Source organism: Dyella sp. 01L423, from assembly GCF_056399945.1.
Map to the genome: position 1 here is coordinate 611,722 of NZ_JBFTSI010000002.1, position 18,717 is coordinate 630,438.

The 18,717-nt window shown below is 63.7% G+C and carries 17 protein-coding genes; 7 read left to right on the top strand and 10 right to left on the bottom strand.

Annotated elements, in window-relative coordinates:
* Nucleotides 1–91: 91 nt before the first annotated feature.
* Nucleotides 92–538: an H-NS histone family protein gene (locus tag AC1DMY_RS09480; protein ID WP_477164693.1), complete on the top strand. Its 447-nt coding sequence runs from the start codon at nt 92–94 to the stop codon at nt 536–538.
* 60 nt (nt 539–598) lie between these two features.
* Here AC1DMY_RS09480 and AC1DMY_RS09485 read toward each other — a convergent pair whose 3' ends face one another.
* Nucleotides 599–898 (bottom strand): hypothetical protein, encoded by a 300-nt coding sequence (locus AC1DMY_RS09485; protein ID WP_477164694.1) that lies wholly within the window; start codon nt 896–898, stop codon nt 599–601.
* Between the two features lie 375 nt (nt 899–1,273).
* On the opposite strand from AC1DMY_RS09485, the gene katG reads away from it, so the two are divergent.
* Nucleotides 1,274–3,535, top strand: a complete 2,262-nt coding sequence (gene katG, locus AC1DMY_RS09490; protein ID WP_477164695.1) for a catalase/peroxidase HPI — start codon at nt 1,274–1,276, stop codon at nt 3,533–3,535.
* Between the two features lie 51 nt (nt 3,536–3,586).
* Here the strand turns inward: katG and tehA are convergent, their stop codons facing one another.
* Nucleotides 3,587–4,576 carry a dicarboxylate transporter/tellurite-resistance protein TehA gene (gene tehA, locus AC1DMY_RS09495; protein WP_477164696.1) on the bottom strand — a complete coding sequence of 330 codons (990 nt, stop codon included), beginning with the start codon at nt 4,574–4,576 and terminating at the stop codon, nt 3,587–3,589.
* A 161-nt stretch (nt 4,577–4,737) separates the two neighbouring features.
* On the opposite strand from tehA, the gene AC1DMY_RS09500 reads away from it, so the two are divergent.
* Together AC1DMY_RS09500 and AC1DMY_RS09505 are read left to right on the top strand one after the other, a co-directional pair.
* Nucleotides 4,738–5,928: an acetyl-CoA C-acyltransferase gene (locus AC1DMY_RS09500; protein WP_477164697.1), complete on the top strand. Its 1,191-nt coding sequence runs from the start codon at nt 4,738–4,740 to the stop codon at nt 5,926–5,928.
* A 192-nt stretch (nt 5,929–6,120) separates the two neighbouring features.
* Nucleotides 6,121–6,723: a peroxiredoxin gene (locus AC1DMY_RS09505; protein ID WP_477164698.1), complete on the top strand. Its 603-nt coding sequence runs from the start codon at nt 6,121–6,123 to the stop codon at nt 6,721–6,723.
* Nucleotides 6,724–6,804: 81 nt separating this feature from the next.
* Here the strand turns inward: AC1DMY_RS09505 and AC1DMY_RS09510 are convergent, their stop codons facing one another.
* Nucleotides 6,805–7,173 carry a response regulator transcription factor gene (locus AC1DMY_RS09510; protein WP_477164699.1) on the bottom strand — a complete coding sequence of 123 codons (369 nt, stop codon included), beginning with the start codon at nt 7,171–7,173 and terminating at the stop codon, nt 6,805–6,807.
* The gene (locus AC1DMY_RS09515; protein WP_477164700.1) at nt 7,170–9,470 is read right to left on the bottom strand and encodes a PAS domain-containing sensor histidine kinase; all 2,301 of its coding nucleotides are present in this window, start codon (nt 9,468–9,470) and stop codon (nt 7,170–7,172) included. Before AC1DMY_RS09515 ends, AC1DMY_RS09510 begins: the two co-directional genes overlap by 4 nt.
* A gap of 420 nt (nt 9,471–9,890) precedes the next feature.
* Between AC1DMY_RS09515 and AC1DMY_RS09520 the strand changes: the two genes are divergently transcribed.
* Together AC1DMY_RS09520 and AC1DMY_RS09525 are read left to right on the top strand one after the other, a co-directional pair.
* Entirely contained in the window at nt 9,891–10,982 is a 1,092-nt protein-coding gene (locus tag AC1DMY_RS09520; protein WP_477164701.1) for a redoxin family protein, read from the top strand.
* Between the two features lie 27 nt (nt 10,983–11,009).
* Nucleotides 11,010–12,077: an alpha/beta fold hydrolase gene (locus AC1DMY_RS09525; RefSeq protein WP_477164702.1), complete on the top strand. Its 1,068-nt coding sequence runs from the start codon at nt 11,010–11,012 to the stop codon at nt 12,075–12,077.
* 29 nt (nt 12,078–12,106) lie between these two features.
* Here AC1DMY_RS09525 and AC1DMY_RS09530 read toward each other — a convergent pair whose 3' ends face one another.
* From AC1DMY_RS09530 to AC1DMY_RS09555, 6 genes are all read right to left on the bottom strand, one after another.
* A complete protein-coding gene (locus tag AC1DMY_RS09530; RefSeq protein WP_477164703.1) occupies nt 12,107–13,063 on the bottom strand; it encodes a LysR family transcriptional regulator in 957 nt (318 codons plus the stop codon).
* A gap of 233 nt (nt 13,064–13,296) precedes the next feature.
* Nucleotides 13,297–13,782 carry a cupin domain-containing protein gene (locus AC1DMY_RS09535; RefSeq protein ID WP_477164704.1) on the bottom strand — a complete coding sequence of 162 codons (486 nt, stop codon included), beginning with the start codon at nt 13,780–13,782 and terminating at the stop codon, nt 13,297–13,299.
* Nucleotides 13,783–13,841: 59 nt separating this feature from the next.
* A complete protein-coding gene (gene mctP / locus AC1DMY_RS09540) occupies nt 13,842–15,323 on the bottom strand; it encodes a monocarboxylate uptake permease MctP (protein ID WP_477164705.1) in 1,482 nt (493 codons plus the stop codon).
* Nucleotides 15,313–15,510, bottom strand: coding sequence for a DUF3311 domain-containing protein (locus tag AC1DMY_RS09545; RefSeq protein ID WP_477164706.1), 198 nt, complete (start codon nt 15,508–15,510; stop codon nt 15,313–15,315). Before AC1DMY_RS09545 ends, mctP begins: the two co-directional genes overlap by 11 nt.
* Before the next feature lie 189 nt (nt 15,511–15,699).
* A complete protein-coding gene (locus AC1DMY_RS09550) occupies nt 15,700–16,572 on the bottom strand; it encodes an alpha/beta fold hydrolase (protein WP_477164707.1) in 873 nt (290 codons plus the stop codon).
* A 75-nt stretch (nt 16,573–16,647) separates the two neighbouring features.
* Nucleotides 16,648–17,643 (bottom strand): oxidoreductase, encoded by a 996-nt coding sequence (locus tag AC1DMY_RS09555; RefSeq protein ID WP_477164708.1) that lies wholly within the window; start codon nt 17,641–17,643, stop codon nt 16,648–16,650.
* A gap of 77 nt (nt 17,644–17,720) precedes the next feature.
* Between AC1DMY_RS09555 and AC1DMY_RS09560 the strand changes: the two genes are divergently transcribed.
* Nucleotides 17,721–18,710: an AraC family transcriptional regulator gene (locus AC1DMY_RS09560; RefSeq protein WP_477164709.1), complete on the top strand. Its 990-nt coding sequence runs from the start codon at nt 17,721–17,723 to the stop codon at nt 18,708–18,710.
* Nucleotides 18,711–18,717: the final 7 nt, after the last annotated feature.

An 18,717-nucleotide genomic window follows, 5' to 3' on the forward strand; every position in this document is an offset into this window, starting at 1 on the left:
TGCTGCCGCACCTGCGAATCAGACAGGTCGATGGGGTCTTAAGGCTTGCAATGGCTTAGACTGAGCGCGAACCCACTACGCAGGTATATCGATGGCTATTGATCTGAAGAACCTTTCGCCCAAAGAACTGCAGGCTCTGATCGCGAACGCGAGCGCCCATATGCAGGAGGCACGGGTGGCCCACGTGCGGGCCATCAAGGACAAGATCGATTCCCTGTTGAGCCATGCCGGCCTGAGCCTGGACGATATCTATCCCGCGCGTGGCAAGAAGGTCGCGGGCAAGAAGGGCAAGACCGGCTCGGTGGCGCCGAAGTATCGCGATCCGTCCGATCCGTCCGTGACCTGGTCGGGGCGCGGACGCCAGCCGCTCTGGTTCGTGAAGGCGCTCAAGCGTCGCGGCGTGACGGAAGCGGATCTGCTGATCGATGGCGCCGCCACCTCCGCCGCACAGCCCAAGCGCGCCAAAGCCGCCAAAAAGACGCCGAAAAAAGCGATGAAGCGCGCGGTACGCAAGACTGCTGCGAAGAAGAAAGCCTAAGACAGCCTGATCGCGCTGTGGTGATTGCCAACCTGGTGACCACCACAGCGCGATGTTTGCTCAGGTCAGCGTAACCGCCAGCGCAAACGTGATCGCCCAGAGCGCGAGCTGCAAGCCCAGCGTGGGCAGGACCTGCCGGACGCGACGACGTCCCGGCGCGGCGAACCAGAACATGATGGGAATCTGCCCGAACATCAGCAGCTGGGCGAGGTGATCGGCCAGGTCGTTGACGTGGTGCGCGTGCAGGCCGTACCTCAGCAGCTCGGACGCGATCATCAGCAAGACCGCCAGCGACATCAGCAGGGGGACGGCACCGTCCCATGCTCGCAGCGGCGCAGTGGCTGCATTTTTATGAGCCATGGCAACACCCTCTTTGCCGATACGGCGCGACCATGCCCCCGCTATGTGGCAGGCGCATGACGGCCAATGGGCGCCGACATTGTCTGCCACGGCGCCTCGGCGATGGCCGCGGTTTGCCGTGGATTGGTCAGTCCCGGCAGCACGCTGGTCGGGCGCCCACCGAATACGGAACTTTCGCTCCGGTCGGCGTAAGCTCCGACAACTGCGGGCATCGTCGACGCGCGCCAGAACCCGCCCGGCGCGCATCCAGGCGGCCCACCGGACCAGGATCATGCACCTTGGGTGACCGCTTTCGGTTTCCCGCCACGACAGGGGCATAGACGCCTGACGCATCGTAGAACGTGTAGTGGGTTCATCCTCCCAAGGAGAGAGCGCATGTCAACCGAAGCAAAGTGCCCCTTCATCCATGCCGCCGGCGGCGGTACGACGAATCGGGACTGGTGGCCCAAGCAGCTGCGAGTGGATCTGCTTGCGCAGCACTCGAGCAAATCCAATCCGCTGGATCAAGGTTTCAACTACGCCGCGGCGTTCAACAAACTCGACCTGCCGGCGGTCAAGAGAGATCTGACGGCACTGATGACCGATTCGCAGGATTGGTGGCCCGCCGATTTCGGTCACTACGGCCCGCTGTTCATCCGCATGGCCTGGCATAGCGCCGGCACGTACCGCATCGGCGATGGCCGTGGCGGTGGCGGGCGCGGGCAGCAACGTTTTGCGCCACTCAACAGCTGGCCCGACAACGTGAGCCTGGACAAGGCACGCCGCCTGCTGTGGCCGATCAAGCAGAAGTACGGCCAGAGCATTTCCTGGGCCGATCTGATGATTCTTGCCGGCAACGTCGCACTGGAGTCGATGGGCTTCAAGACCTTCGGTTTCGCCGGCGGACGCGAAGACACCTGGGAACCCGACCAGGACGTCTACTGGGGTAACGAGAAGACCTGGCTGGGCGGCGATATCCGCTATGGCAAGGGCACGCCCGGGCACGAGAAGGAAGGCGTGCTGGTGGCCGAGCCGGAATTGCATGGCAGCGAAACCAGCCGCACCGACGGCGGACGCAATCTCGAAAACCCGCTGGCCGCCGTGCAGATGGGCCTGATTTACGTGAATCCGGAAGGCCCGGACGGCAATCCCGATCCGGCCGCTGCCGGTCACGACATCCGCGATACGTTCGGCCGCATGGCGATGAACGACGAAGAGACCGTGGCGTTGATCGCCGGTGGTCATACCTTTGGCAAGACGCATGGCGCCGGGCCTGCCGACAATGTGGGTCCGGAGCCTGAAGGCGCGGATCTGGAACACATGGGCCTGGGTTGGGTCAGCACGTTCGGCAGTGGCAAGGGCGCCGACACCATCACCAGCGGCCTGGAAGTGACCTGGACCAGCACACCCACCCGCTGGAGCAACAACTTCTTCTGGAACCTGTTCGGCTTCGAATGGGAGCTCACCAAGAGCCCGGCCGGCGCCAACCAATGGCAGCCGAAGAATGGCGGCGGTGCCGGCACCGTGCCGCATGCGCACGACAAGGACAAGCGCATCGCGCCGTCGATGCTCACCACCGATATCGCGCTGCGCGTGGATCCGGCGTACGAGAAAATCTCGCGGCGCTTCATGGAGAATCCGGACCAGTTCGCTGATGCGTTCGCCCGCGCCTGGTTCAAGCTCACCCATCGCGACATGGGCCCACGGGCTCGTTATCTCGGGCCGGAAGTGCCCAAGGAAGAGCTGATCTGGCAAGACCCGATTCCCGCCGTCGATCATCCGCTGGTGGACGACAAGGACATCGCGTCGCTGAAGCAGAAGCTGCAGTCGTCAGGGCTGTCCGTCGCGCAACTGGTACGCACGGCATGGGCGTCGGCGTCCACCTTCCGCGGTTCGGACAAGCGTGGCGGCGCCAATGGCGCACGTATTCGCCTTGCGCCGCAGAAGGACTGGCCGGTCAACCAGCCCGAGGAACTGGCGAAGGTGCTGAAGGTGCTGGAAGGCATCAAGGACGACTTCAACAAGAGCCAATCCGGCGGCAAGAAGATTTCGCTGGCCGACCTGATCGTGCTCGCCGGGAGTGCCGGTATCGAGCAGGCAGCGAAGAATGCGGGACATCCGATCAATGTGCCGTTCTCGCCGGGCCGGATGGATGCGACGCAGGAGCAAACGGAAGTTGAGTCGGTGGCCATGCTCGAGCCGGTGGCCGACGGCTTCCGCAACTTCCTCAAGGGCAAGTACAGCATCCCGGCCGAGCAGCTGCTGATCGACAAGGCCCAGCTGTTGACGCTGTCGGCGCCGGAGATGACCGCGCTGATCGGTGGTCTGCGCGTACTCAACGTGCACACTGGCAAGGACGCCCATGGCGCGCTCACCGACAAGCCCGAAACGCTCACCAACGACTTCTTCCGCAACCTGCTCGACATGGGCGTTGAGTGGTCGGCGACCTCGCACGACGTGTTCGAGGGACGCGAGCGCAAGACCGGCAAGGTGAAGTGGACGGGCAGCCGCGTCGATCTGATCTTCGGCGCGCATGCCCAGCTGCGAGCGCTGTCGGAAGTCTATGCGGCTGAAGACGGCAAGGAGAAATTCCTGCGCGACTTCGTGGCGGCCTGGGTCAAGGTGATGAACCTCGACCGTTTCGATCTGGCGGCCTGATCGATGGCGACGCCCCGCCGGGAGTGCGCTCCCGGCGGGGCGCTTGTTTGTCTACGGCACGGCGGGCGCCGGCGGCGTTGCCGCGGCCACCGGTGGTATCAGACGACCACGGGCAAGCAGATTCAGCGTTGCCACGGACATCACCAGAATGATCAGGTTCGCGATGATGAACAGGTAGGGCGCGAGCAAGGCCAGCGGCCCTGTTTCGCCGCGTTCGATCAAGCGTAGCGGCGCGGCCGCAAGGGCCGTGACGCCGAAGGTGAAGGCCCAGTAGCCGGCCGAGAACGGCTGCTCGCGAATCCATGGCAGCAGGCGTAGCAGGATCAGGGCTTGCAGCAAGCCATAGCCGAGCAGCGCATGCACGAACAAATCCGGCGGACCGCCGCTCAGGCTCAGATATGCCATGGCGCCCACGGTCGGCGGCGCCAGCTGGATGCCCAGCGTCGGACGAATCGGCAACGGCAGCGCATCGGCGGTATAGAGCCGATGGATCAGCACCGATTCGATGGCCAGCCAGGAAAACAAACCCGCACCAAAAGCCAGCTCGCCCCATTGCGGATAGCCCAAGGTGGACGCGATCGCCGCCGTGACGAAGGAACCGGCCACCGTGGGCAGATAAAGCACCGCCGTGGTCTGGTTCGCATCACGGCCGCCTTGCCAGAGTCCTCCGGTGCGCCACGCCGCGAACGCGATCGTATAGAGTGCGCCCAGCACGAACAGACCCAGTGCGGCGGCGCGCGAATAGGGCAGGGCTGCGCCAGCCACCAGCATGCCCGTGACCCCGATCAGTCCCACGAAACAGCATTGGATGGGATGGCCGAGCTCACCCTTGGCATGCTGGCTGGCATAAATCCATTTGGCCGCATAGAAGGCCACCAGGGTGATCCATACCAGGGCGGCCAGTAGCAGCAGCGACTCGCCGACCACGGCGGGCAATTGCCACACGCGGTGGGCAACGCGCCACGCGTTGCCCAGTCCGGCCAGGCCAAGCACGATCCCAAAGAAACTGGCGGGAACCAGCGGGAGCTGCAGACGTGTCATGTCGGGTCGCTCGTTGGATGGGATTTCAGGATAGCGCCGCGTGCGTGCGCGAGGCGGTGGCCGCAGCGACCGAAACGCTTGCGCTCGCTCTTCTTAACTTAAATATGATGTGTATCATATAAAAATCCACATCCATCCCAAACTCGGCTACGGATTCCATCATGCTCACCTCCGACCCCGTCGTTATCGTCGCCGCCACCCGTACGCCGCTGGGGCGTTTCCAGGGCGCGCTATCCGGTCTTGCCGGACATGCGCTGGGCAGCATCGCCATGCGCGCCGCCATCGCCCGCGCGGGCGTCGCGCCGGAACGCGTCGACGAAGTCCTGATGGGTTGCGTGCTGCCCGCCGGGCAGCGACAGGCGCCAGCGCGTCAGGCGGCCTGGGGTGCGGGGCTGCCGCGCGAGGTGGGCGCGACCACCATCAACAAGGTTTGCGGCTCGGGCATGAAGGCGGCCATGCTGGCGCATGACCTGCTCGCCGCTGGCTCGGCCCGGGTGGTCATGGCCGGCGGCATGGAATCGATGACGAACGCGCCTTACTTGTTGTCCAAGGCCCGAGGCGGCTATCGCGTCGGCCACGATCAGATCTTTGACCACATGATGCTGGATGGTCTGGAGGACGCCTACGAGCAAGGCCGGCCGATGGGCGACTTTGGCGAGATGGCCGCCGAACGCTATGGCTTCGATCGCGCTGCGCAGGATGCCTGGGCCATCGAGACCTTGCAGCGTGCGCAGGCGGCGGCACGCGAACAAGCCTTTGCCGATGAGATCGCGCCGATCGAACTGCATGACCGCGCGGGCACCAGTGTGTTCAAGGATGACGAACACCCGCAGCGCGTCTCCGTCGAAAAAATCCCCGCCTTGAAGCCCGCCTTTCGCGAAAACGGCAGCATCACGGCCGCCAGTGCCTCGGCCAACGCCGATGGCGCGGCTGCCTTGCTGATGACACGGCGTTCGATCGCCGAGCAGCAGGGTTGGCCGGTACTGGCCATCGTCAAAGGCCATGCCACGCATTCGCACGAGCCCGCGTGGTACACCACCGCGCCGGTGCCGGCGATCCGCAAGTTGCTGGCGACCCTGGACTGGTCCATCGACAGCGTGGACTTGTTCGAGATCAACGAAGCGTTCGCCGTGGTACCGATGATTGCCGCCAAGGAACTGGGCATCCCGCGTGACAAGATCAATATCCACGGAGGCGCCTGCGCGCTCGGCCATCCCATTGGCGCCACCGGCGCCCGTTTGCTGGTGACCCTGGTGCATGCATTGCGGCGCGCGAAGCTGCAGCGAGGGGTGGCGTCGCTGTGCATCGGCGGCGGCGAGGCCACGGCAGTGGCGTTGGAACTGCCCGCATAAGGCGGGTGCCGGGCGAAAGCTGGCGCGGCACCCTGGGCCAAGATGAAAGCTCGTTCATTTCGAGCCCAGAGACGAGCGGGTTGCCCCGCTTTGGCGCAAGATGGCAACCTTCCCGCGCACAACGGGTACTAACCGCGGACGCTTGCGGGTTACCCGGCCAGGCCTCCCTCTCCACCACAAGGGCTCCAAGCAATGAAACACTTTCTTGTCCGTTCGCTCGCCATCACCGCCCTGACCCTGGCGACGTCAGCGTTTGCGGCCGCCGGCCAGGGCGACGCCGCGCCCAGCTTCAACGCGCCGGCCAGCAAGGCAGGCAAGACCATCTCCTTCTCGCTGGCCGACGCGCTCAAGTCCGGTCCGGTGGTGGTCTACTTCTTCCCCTCGGCCTATACCGGCGGCTGCGATATCGAAGCGCACGAGTTTGCGCAGGAGACGGAGAAGTTCAAGGCCGCCGGCGCCACCGTGATCGGCGTCTCCGAGGACAGCATCGATCGCCTCAACACCTTCTCGTCCGATCCGAATTACTGCGCCGGCAAGTTTGCGGTGGCTTCCGATCCTGACGGCAAGATCGCCCAGTCCTATGGCCTGAAGGTGTCCGCTGCCGATCCCAAGGCCGTCGACGTGCGCGGCGTGGCCATCGATCATGGCTTCATCGAGCGCACCACCTTCGTGATCGGGCGCGACGGCAAGATTGCTTCCGTACTCTCCTCGGAAATCGATCATCTGCATCCCAAGGATCACGTGAGCAAGTCGCTCAGCGTGGTCGAGCAGATGAAGTCTCCGAAGGCGCCGTAAGCGCCGTGGGTGCGCGGCCAGTGCCGCGCACCTTTCACCGTGGGGCCACGGCGCCGCGAAGTGCTGCCCTCGCTGTCCGCTTCAGTGAAAGGCGGTATCGAGTGCGGCAAGCAGCACCGACTCGCTGAATGGCTTGAACAGGCAGTCGACCGCGCCGCGCTTGAGCGCCAGCGTGCGTACGCTTTCATCCCGGCTGGCGGTGATGAAGACGATGGGAATATCCCGTCCGCTTTGCGCCAGCACCTGCTGCAGTTCCAGTCCCGACATGCCGGGCATGGCCATGTCGAGGATCAGGCATCTGACGGCGCCAATGCAGTCTGAGCTCAGGAAGGCTTCCGCCGATGGGAAGGCCCGCACCGAGTAGCCCAGCTCCACCAGCAGATCAGGCAGCGACTCGCGCACGGACTCGTCGTCGTCCACCACGGTGACCAGGGGACCCGCTGCGGTCACAGCTGCTCCGTGCTTCGCGTCGTGCTTGTCGTTGAGGCTTGCATGGACAGCTCGTCCGCCGCCGTATCTGGCCCGTCTTTGCTGGCGCGTGGAATGGAAAACCAGAAGCTCACGCCCGGACCGTCGTTGGGCGCCGCCCACAGCCGTCCTTGATGCCGTTCGATGATGGACTGGCTGATGGATAGCCCTATCCCCATGCCGCCGTCCTTGGTCGTATAGAACGTATCGAACAGTTTGCTCACGCCTTTGGGGCCAAAACCCACGCCAGAGTCGCGTACGGTCAGGCGTACGCGGTCGCCGCTGTCGCGCTCGGTGCGGATCACCAGCTGCCTGGGACGGTCATCCACCTCGCGCATGGCTTCAGCCGCATTCATCAGCAAGTTGAGGATCACTTGCTGAAGTTGCACGCGGTCGCCCATGACCAGCGGCATGTCATCCAGCAGCTCGGCCTTCAGCATCACCCGGCTGCTCTTGAGCGTGCTCTGCGACAGCGCGATGACTTCCCGGGTGGCGTCGTTCAAGTTAACCCACTCGGACACGGTCGCCTTGTTGCTGAAGAGGGCGCGTACGCGCGTCATCACATCGGCGGCGCGATGGCCGTCGCGGATGGTTCGCTTGGCGGTGTCGATGGCCCCTTCGATGCACGGCGGGTCGGCCGCCAACTGCCGCAGGCAGGTGCTTGCGTTGGTGATCACGCCGGACAGCGGTTGATTGACCTCGTGCGCGATCGTTGCAGTAAGTACGCCCAGGCTGTTGATCTTGGTCATGCTGGCCAACTCGGCGCGCAGCGCGCCCAGGGTTTCTTCCGAGTTGCAGCGCTGGGTGACGTCCTGCACGGCGCCGAGGTACTCCCGTCCATAGCGCCCCCGCGTGCTGTGGGAAACGATGTGTACGTGTTTGATCGAACCGTTGGGCATCAGCAGGCGTATTTCGTAATCGTGGTCGTTGCCCGCCGTCCGCGCATCGATCCTCTTCTCGGTAAGCATCGGCATGTCATCGGGGTGGACGCGACCGGTTATCCGCTCCAGCGTGACGGTGCTGCCCTGGGCAAATCCAAAGATGCGATAGAGCTCTTCGGAAAACACGATCTCGTCGTTGTCCAGGCACCAGGAAAAGCTGCCGGTGAGGCTGATGCGTTGGCCATCGGCAAGAAAGGCTTCGCTGCGGCGCAGCTTTTCATCGGCGCGCTTGCGGTCGTCGATGTCGACGCTGATGCCATACCAGCGGATGATGCCGCCGTACTCGTTGCGCAGCGGATTGACGCGGAACAGAAACCAGCGGTACTCGCCATCGCATCGGCGCAAGCGCGTTTCGATTTCCCCAGGCTCGTGGGAAGCCAGGATAAGCCGCCAGGAGACCGTCAGGTTATCCACGTCGTCAGGGTGAACGGCCACCATCCAGCCCCAGCCGAGCGCCTGCTCGGCGGTCAGGCCGACATAGTCGAGATAATGCTGGTTGAAGAATTCGGCTGAACCGTCGGTGCGCGCCGACCACACCAGCGCAGGGATGGTGTGGATGGTGGCGTGCAGATTGCGTTCCGCCGTGCGCAGGGCTTCCTCGGGCCGCCGCTGATCGTCGATGTCGATCAGCAGATGCAGCCAGCAGGCAATCTCGCCGTCGCCATCGCGCCATGGCATGCCAATGACGTTGAACCAGCGGTAGACGCCGTCGGAGCGGCGGTGGCGGCTCTGCACGTTGTACGTGGAGCCGGTCTCGTACGCTTTGGACTGTGCGCCGAGAATGTACGGCAGATCGTCGGGGTGCACGACATCGGATGGCTTGAGGCTTTTCAGCTGCGCGAAGGTCTTGCCGAAGTAGTCGCGCGTGGGCCGGTTGATGCGCAGCAGTTTGCCCGAGTGGGTGGTGACGGCTGCCGGCACCGGCATGCTGTCGAGCGTGGCGCGCAAATCCGGCAATCCCGGTTGCGCATCGTGTTCAACGCGTTTGCGTTCGTCGATATCGGTGGTGATCCCGCACCATCTCTCCACCCGGCCGGATGCGTCGGTCAGCGGACCCATCCGCAGCAGGAACCAGCGATAGTTTCCCTCGCATTGCCGCATTCGCACTTCGAGCTCCCCCGGGGCTCCGGAAGCCACCATGGCACGCCAGTCCGCAAGCAGCGCCGAAAGATCGTCAGGATGTATCGCCATCTGCCAGCCCTGGCCCAAGGCCTCATCGGAACCCAGTCCCGTGTACTCGCACCAACTTGGATTGACGAAGTCCACGCGCCCATCGGCAAAGGCCGTCCACGCAGGGACAGGGAGCGCGTCGAAGATGCGATTCCACTCGTGTTGCACGACGATCTTCCTCGACGTTTATGCGCCACAGTTCCGAGCGTCGTCCATGGTACTTTGGTGTCGACGAGGAGCCTCGACGCCTCGCGGGCCTATCCGGATGGTGGCCGCTGGCGCGTGACTTCAACGTCGACTTGGCGCACTGGAAGCAGGGCCGGCCTATCGCCCCATAAGCTCGCGCCGCCCGGTGTGGAGACGATGTGACGACGCGCGCCCGATGCGCCGGATATTCGTGGGGAAAACCAATACCAAAGCTCGATAGACGCTGGAAGGGCGACTGGTGCAGCCTCGCGGAGGGGTAGGGCTCGCTGGCCTCCCGTGCCAGCGATGAGGCGATGAGGCAGGTGCTGCTGGGCATGGCGAAGTAGACGTCCGTACCGCCACTGCGGGTGGCCAGCTTGCGACGAGGATCAAGGCCTAACCATGAAAGCAAACCAGCGCCTGCTGGTCTCCCTGGTGGTCCTTGCCACCGTATTTCTACTGGCGACGCATGCGCGCGAACAAAGCGACGCGCCGGCGCCGGCGTCGGGTGCGATCCACTTGCCGCTTGAAGGTAGCTTCCCGCCGCTCGACGGTGCCGTGGCGTGGCTCAATTCGCCGCCGCTGACGCCGGCGGCCTTGCGCGGCAAGGTGGTGCTGGTCGATATCTGGACGTATTCGTGCATCAACTCGATACGCCAGCTTCCCTATGTCCGGGCCTGGGCAAACAAATACCGGGACCAGGGCCTGGTCGTGATCGGCGTGCATGCGCCCGAGTTTGCCTTTGAAAAAGATCCCGACAATGTTCGCCAGGCGGTAAAGGACCTGCGCTTTGGGCCGCCCCTGATCACCGCGATCGATAGCCAGCACGCCATCTGGAATGCCTTCAACAACGAGTATTGGCCGGCGCTGTACTTCATCGACGCCAAGGGTGCGATACGCCATCACGTATTTGGCGAAGGCGAGTACGACCAGTCCGAGCGAATCATCCAGCAGTTGTTGGTCGAGGCTGGCGCAACGCAGGTGAGCCATGACCTGGTGGCAGTCGATGCGCGCGGCGTTGAAGCGGCGCCCGACTGGGACGATGTGAGATCGCCGGAAACCTATATCGGTTCAGAGCGACGCGAGAATTTCGCCTCGACCGGCGCCAGCCGCTTCAGCGAGCGCAACATCTACGCGAGGCCGTCGTTGTTGAATCTCAACCAGTGGGCACTGATGGGCGACTGGACGGTGGGCAAGCATTCGGCGGTGCTGAACAAGGCCCCGGGACGCATCGCTTACCACTTTCATGCGCGTGATCTGCATCTGGTGATGGGGCCGTCGACGCTGGGATCGTCCATGCGATTTCGTGTGACCATCGATGGCAAGCCACCCGGCGCGGCCCACGGTATCGACGTCGATGAGCAGGGCGAGGGCAAGCTGACTACGCCACGGATGTATCAACTGATCCGGCAGCCCTTGCCGATTTTCGACCACGAGTTCGCGATCGAATTTCTCGATCCGGGCGCTGAGGCGTTTGTGTTCACCTTTGGCTGAATTTGTTCCGCTTCCAAGAGGCCCGCCATGAACCGCACTGAGTCTCCCGATGACATCGACGTCCGCCGTCGCCAGCTGGTTGGCGCTGCGGCGGTCACGCTGGCCGCCACGCAGCTGGGCGTCGCGTCCCTGGGGCATGCGCAACAGGGCGGCTCCGGCCCCAAGCTGCAGATGCCGGCGAAGGCAGGTGCGCACACTTCGTTTGCGCCGCTCAAGCAAATCAAGGCGGGCGATTTGGACATCGGTTATGCCGAGGACGGTCCCGCCAAAGGGCCGGTCGCCTTGCTGCTGCATGGCTGGCCCTACGACATCTATAGTTTCGTGGACGTGGCGCCCTTGCTGGCCGCGGCGGGTTACCGGGTCATCGTTCCCTATCTGCGCGGCTATGGCACCACCCGATTCGTTTCCGACAGCACCATGCGCAATGGCGAGCCGGCAGCGCTGGCGGCCGATATCGTGGCGATGATGGATGCGCTCAAGATCAAGCAGGCGACCATCGGCGGTTTCGACTGGGGTGCACGTACGGCCAATATCATCGGAGCGCTCTGGCCGCAGCGTTGCAAAGCGATGGTGTCAGTGAGCGGCTATCTGATCGGCAGCCAGGCAGCGGGCAAGACGCCACTGCCACCCAAGGCGGAATTGCAGTGGTGGTATCAGTTCTACTTTGCGACGGATCGCGGCAAGGAGGGCTACGACAAATACCGGCACGATTTCGCCAAACTCATCTGGCAGCTCGCCTCGCCCAAGTGGGATTTCGACGACGCCACCTTCGATCGCTCGGCCGCCGCGTTCGACAATCCCGATCACGTAGCCATCGCGATCCACAACTACCGCTGGCGTCTCGGGCTGGCCCAGGGCGAGGCGAAGTATGACCAAGACGAGCAGCGGCTCGCCACCGCTCCCGTGATCACGGTGCCCACCATCACCATGGAGGGCGACGCCAATGGCGCGCCGCATCCTGATCCCAGCGCCTACGCAAAAAAGTTCACCGGCAAATATGCGCACCGCGATATCGCCGGTGGCATCGGCCACAATCTTCCGCAAGAGGCACCCGAGGCTTTTGCCAAGGCCATGGTGGATGTCGATCACTTGTGATGGGCTGAGGAGCGAGTTGCAACCACCATCTATTCGAGCGAAATGGCGAGTTCCGCCGGGCGCGGAGCGCGCCATGGCGCTGCGGCGCCGCTGAAATGCGCACGTAGCCGCGGCACGGCGAAGTCCGCGAAGGCGCGGACCTTGGGCACGGACAGGCGGCCATAAGGGATCACCAGCTGCGCCGGCGTCAGCGATAAATCCGCGTCCGCCAGCACCAGGGCGAGCGAGCCTTCGCGTACTTCAGCCGCCACCTGATAGGAATACAGCCGCGTGAGCCCCGCGCCGGCGAGCACCGAGTCGATGGCGCCGCGCACGCTGTTGACGATCAGGCGTGGCATGAAATGAATGGAGCGTGGCGTGGATGAGCCGGGTAGGGCGGGAAAGCTCCATGCGTCCAGTCCGAACTGCGTCATCGCGATGATCGCGTGACTGGCCAGATCGGCCGGCTCGCGGATCACCGGATGCTCGGCCAGGTAGCGCGGCGACGCCACCACCACGCGGCGGACCTCACCCACCGGCAGGGCGATCAAACTGGAGTCGGCCAACTGTTCAATGCGCAGTGCGGCATCGATGTCGTCGTCAACCCACGGTGCCGGGCAGTCGCTGAGATGCATGCGGACATTGACCGCGGGACAGGCCTGCACGAAGGCATCCACGATCGGGCGCACATAGGCCTCGCCGGCCATCACCGGCGCCGTGATGGTCAGCGTTCCGCGCGCGACGGACTTTTGCCGGGCCGCCTGCATATTGGCCGTTCGCAAGTCGGCGAGCAGCCGTCGGCAGGCGCTTGCATAAGGCTCGCCGGCCTCGCTGAGCCTGATCGATCGCGTCGTGCGGTGTAGCAACTGCACGCCCACATAAGCTTCGAGAAAAGCCACTGCCCGACTGACCGCGGCCGGTGATCGCCCCAGTTTCCTGCTCGCGGCGGCAAGGCTGCCCTCGTCGATGGTCGCGACGAAAATCTTCATGGCCTCGATGCGGTCCATGGTGGGCGCTCTCCATTGATAGCCGGGGTGGGCGTTCCCCTCACCGTGGAGCCGGGGCCTCGCCGTAGCTCGCCTGATTCTTCCGGAAGGCGGTGGTTACCGGCAATTGCACTTACGTACCAGTCGCCGCGTCGTTGCGACACGGCTGGCGATGCGTGGCTTCAGATCGCGCACGCGAGGTTCCTGCGTAACCACGCAGGAGCCAGCTGCACATTTTGGTGGTGATGAGGACGTCAGTGATGGCGTGGATCGTTGCTGGGATCGACGTAATCGATGCCTAGCGGCCCATAGCCCGAAACCTGGGTCACGTATTCTCCCGACTTCGCCCAGTGGAAGTGGGGCGTATTGCCAGGCAGCACGACCACGCTCCCGGGTCCGTATGCCACCAGTTTGGATTCGTCAAAGGTCTTGCCGAGCCCGATGTAGAACACGCCGGAAATCACCGTGTAGATGCGGTCCTCGGGATGCGTGTGCGGCATCAGCTTCACACCGGCGGGCACCTTGACGCGCACCACGTAAGGACCGGGTTGCTTCGGGTCGCCGACCACGATGGCCAGGCGTGCGGTGGGCGGAAAGGCGGGGAACGGCTCCCATTGAATGTCTTCGGGCAACACTGATCCAAAGGTCTTCACCGGCAAACCAGCACTACGGACCGATAGTGGCGCCGCCCAGGCCAGCGAAGCCAGCGTGGCGAGCAAAAGGACTCTTGCATGGGACATGCCGTGCACTCCTGTCGATGCGTTCGTGGAAGATCGAGGGATGACCTGGCCGGTGATGGCTAGCGGTTTGTTTGCGTTGTGGAAAAGAGGCTGCCGATCGCATGGACAATCGCCACTGCCAGGAGATTGATGATCAGCGCCACCAGTCCTGTGTACAGCGAGACCGACAGCGATCCCCAGTCGAAGTGGTGGATGGGCTTGAGTCCGTCGGACCAGATGAGCCAGGTGCCGCTGGCCATGCCGGCGATCCATCCAACCAGCAGGCAGCGCGCGGCGACGCGCGAAGTGAACAGGCTGAACATCAGCGCAGGGAAGGTTTGCAGGATCCACATGCCGCCCAGCAATTGCAGCTCCAGCGCAAAATGCGTGGGCAGATACAGAATGGCCAGCAGTGCGCCCACCTTGACGATCAGCGACGCGATCTTCGCAACGCGCGCTTCGCCTTGCGGGCTGATCGCCGGATTCACATAGGCCTTCCAGAAATTGCGGGTGAAGACATTGGCCGCACCGATGCTCATCACCGCCGCGGGCACAAGCGCACCAATGCCGATGGCGGCAAAGGCAAAGCCGGCGAACCAGCTGGGAAACAGCACCTTGAACAAGGCGGGCACCACATCGTTGTTGCTGGCAAGCTTCAGGTGAGCGGCGTGCCCCATATAGCCGAGCAAGGCGAGCAGGCCCAGCAGCAAGGTATAGGCCGGCAGCAACATCGCGTTCTTGCGGATGGTGTTGGCGCTCTTGCTGGCGAAGATGCCGGTCAAGGTGTGCGGATACATGAAGGCTGCGAGCGCCGAGCCTAGCGCCAGCGAGGCATAAGGCATGAATTGAGCCGGCTCCAGCAGGATGCTGCCAGTGCCTTTCTGCTTGAATGCCTGCGCGGCAGCATCGAAGACAGCACCATAGCCACCCAGCTTGCTGGGAATGACGGCCACGGCGGCGATCACCGCAATGTAGATAAGAATGTCTTTAACGAAGGCGATCAGCGCCGGCGCGCGGATGCCGGAGGAATAGGTATAAACGGCGAGTATCACGAACGCGATGATCAGCGGTATTTCACCGCGCAAACCCAGGGCGGCGAATACGGCTGTCATGCCCACCAACTGCAGCGCGATATACGGCATGGTGGCGATCACGGCCGTGATGGCTACTGCCAGTTCAAGCGCACGCGAACCGAATCGGCCATACACCACATCCGGCGCCGTGATATGGCCGTGCTCCCTCGCGTTGCGCCACAGCACCGGCATCACGGCGAATACGAACGGGTAGACGATGATGGTATAGGGCAGGGCAAAGAAGCCGTAGGCGCCCACGGCGTAGACCAGCGCCGGCACGGCAATAATCGTATAGGCCGTGTAGAAGTCGCCGCCGACCAGAAACCAAGTGATCCAGGTGCCGAAGCGGCGCCCGCCGAGGCCCCATTCGTCCAGGTTGGTCGGTTCGGAGGATTGCTTCCAGCGTGCCGCCAGAAATCCCATCACGGTGACGAGTGCGAACAGCGCGGTGAAAACGCCGATGGCGACATAGTCGGGCTCAGTCGTCATGGCGCGATTTCCCATAGACGATCCAGAGCAGGATCACCGTGATGGGCACCCATAGCAGCTGGTACCAGTAGAAGAACGGGAAGCCCCACAGTGCGGGCTCGGCCTTGTTGTAAGACGACACCCAGAGCAGCCCTACGAAGGGCAGCAGCAGTAGAACAAAGATCAGACGAGCGCGATCACGAGCCATGCAAGCACCTCATCGTCGGCCATCAACGCGGCCCCGGTGTCTTGAATGCCAATGCACCGGTTAGCCGCCAACGTCATGCCACTGCCAACCACTGTATGACGCTGTGCGCAAGGATCGAATAGCTACGAATCGATAGTCAGTCTTCCGTGAGAAGCAACAATCCCTGTGTGCCTGGTCCGCCAGGCAGCCTTAGGCGTGAGCCACCAGCATGCGGTGGCGATCCAGGAACTGCAGCGTGAGATCGGCTACCTGCAGGGCCTTCGTGTCCATTGCGAAATGGCCGGCGTCCAACAGGTGGACCTCTGCCGATGGAACGTCTTTCTGGTAGGCCCATGCGCCGGGTTCCACAAAGGATGGATCGTACTTTCCCCATAGGACCAGCAAAGGTGGCTGGTGCGCCTTGAGGTAAGCCTGCCATTGCGGATACGACGCCACGTTGGTGCGGTAGTCGTAGAAAAGATCTTCCTGGATGCGGTCCTGGCCGGGGCGGCTCAGGAAGGCGGATTCGTCAGCCCACAGATCCGGGTCGTATAGTTCGGCGTGGGGATCGGTCCCAAGGTGACGTTGCTTGGCCGCCTCGAACGAGATCAGATTCGCGCGCAGCCTGTCGGCGAAGGCATGTCGGTCGGCCCAGTATTGACGTCGCGTTGCCCACAAAGGGCCCAGGCCTTCCTCATGCGCCACGGCATTCTGTATCACCATCGCGTGGATGCGCTCGGGATGCATGAGCGCCAGCCGGAAACCGATCGGCCCGCCATAGTCCTGCATGAACAGCGTGTAGCGTTGCAGGCCCAGCTGCTTGGTGAGTGCCTCGATGACCGATGCAAGATGCCCAAAGGTATAGGAGAAGATGGCCGGGTCCGGCGCGTCGGAGTGGCCGAAGCCCGGATAGTCGGGTGCGATCACGTGATAGCGCACGGCAAGCATGGGTATCAGCTTGTCGTACATCCTCGACGACGACGGAAAACCGTGCAGCAGGAGCACGGTGGGCGCGCTCTTGCTGCCGGCTTCGCGATAAAAGAGGTTCAAGCCTTGGACCTGGACACTCCGGTACGTCGTCATGGCACTCACTCGTACGCCGATCACACCCACGGTGTATCGGCAAGCCAAGTGATTAGACGCGATGCGCCGTAAAGCTTACGTCGATGCCATGCTCACGCCCGTCAACCGCTCGCTAAGTGTCCACAAGCGTTCGGCTGCACCGGGGTCGACAGCCCAGGGGCGAACACCGCTAGACAAGTTCGCCTGACCTGCCGCCGTAGCCTCGGTGTCGGGAGCAAGTTCAGCGATATCGCAATCCTCGCAGTAGACGCCGCCCAGGCCATCCAGTTGCGCGCTGGTGGCTGCCCACACGCTGGTCGCAGCGCCTTGCGCTACGCTCTTCAGGCCACGCGCAAGGTCGACCACCGCTTGGCCATTCTCATCGATGGCACCGATCTTTTGCAGCTCTTCCGTGCTCATGTGTCGAGCCAGGTCGGTGACGATGCGGCCCGGATGGACGGAGAAGGAACGAACACCGTGCGGTGCGCCGCGCGTATCCAGGCCTACGGCAAAAAGCGCATTCGCCGTTTTCGATTGGCCATAGGCGATCCAGCGGTCGTAGTCGCGGTGTTCGAAATTGGGATCGTCAAAATCCATCGCCGCATAGCGATGCCCCAGCGACGACAACGCCACCACGTGGGCGCCGTTCGCGCGCACCAGCGCCGGCCACAGACGCGCGGTCAGCTGAAAGTGCCCCAGGTGATTGGTGGCCAATTGCATCTCGTAGCCACGCGCATCGCGCATCAGCGGGCAGGCCATGATGCCTGCGCTATTTATCAGCATATGCAAGGGCGAGCCGGAGGCCACAAAGGCCGCAGCGAACGCATCAATGGAGGATGGGTCGGACAGATCCATCGTCGCGATCTCGACGTCCAGGCCGGCCAGGGCGGCCTTGGCTTTTTCGATGTCACGTGCCGGCACGATGACGCGCGCACCCGCCGCACGCAGCGCGCGCGCCGTCTCGGTGCCGATGCCCGAGTAGCCGCCGGTGACGATGGCGGTCTGGCCGGCAAGGTCGATGCCGGTCAGCACTTCCTGCGCCGTGGTGGCCGCAGAAAAGCCGGTGTGGATTGGGGCTTGCAGGCTGGGCATGGGGAGGTTTCCGAAGAGGGTGACGCTTAGTCTAGGCATCAGGCCTCGTACGATGAATGCTTGAAAATCCCTGATTCATGCCCAATCGTTCAGGCATGCTCAACGATCCGCTTTCCGATGTGCTCAAGCTGGCCAATGTGCAATCGCTGGTGACCGGCGGCTTTGCCGCGTCAGGCCAGTGGGCGATCCGCTTTCCTGCGCCGGACAAGATCAAGTTTTTCGCGGCGGTGCGCGGCGCGTGCTGGCTGCAACTGGAAGGCGAGGCGAGTCCGCTGCGGCTGGAGCCTGGTGACGTGATCTTGCTCGCCGCCAAGCGCAACTTTGTGCTTGCGAGTGATTTGACGGCAACGCCACACGATTCGCACGCGCTATTCGCCGGACGCCGCGAGCCGATGGTGGCCGTCGATGGCGTGGCGTTCGCCGACGCGGAGGTGGTGCAGATCGGTGGCCATGTCCATCTGCATCCTTCCTACGGCGCGTTGCTGGCGGATGTGTTGCCGCCATATATCCATGTGCACGGCGCTGCGCCGGAGGCACAGGCGTTGCGCTGGATCCTCGACCAGTTGCAGCGTGAGCGCGCCGACTTGCCTGGATCGAGCCTGGCCACGATGCAGTTGGGATATCTGTTGTTCATCCAGGTACTGCGCGCGCATCTGGCAGCGGGCGGCGTATTGCGCGCCGGTTGGTTGCGGGCGGCTACCGACGCGCGCCTCGCGCCGGCCTTGCGCTTGATCCATGGCGAACCCGGGCGCGCCTGGCGGTTGGATCAGTTGGCGCGCGCTGCGGCCATGTCGCGCACCAGCTTTGCCACGCACTTCAAGGCGGTGGCCGGCGAAGCACCACTGTCGTATCTCACGCGATGGCGCATGCGACTGGCCGAGCAGGCGCTGCGTCGCGGCGATGCGCCGGTGGCGACGCTGGCAGAAACGTTGGGCTATGCCTCGGAGAGCGCGTTCAGTCATGCGTTCAAGCGAGTCGTCGGCCTGTCGCCGGCGCGCTATGGGGCACAGCTTCGTGGCACGGGCGCGGAAGATGTCGAGCAAGCAGCGGCCGTCGATGGCCTATGAGTCAGCG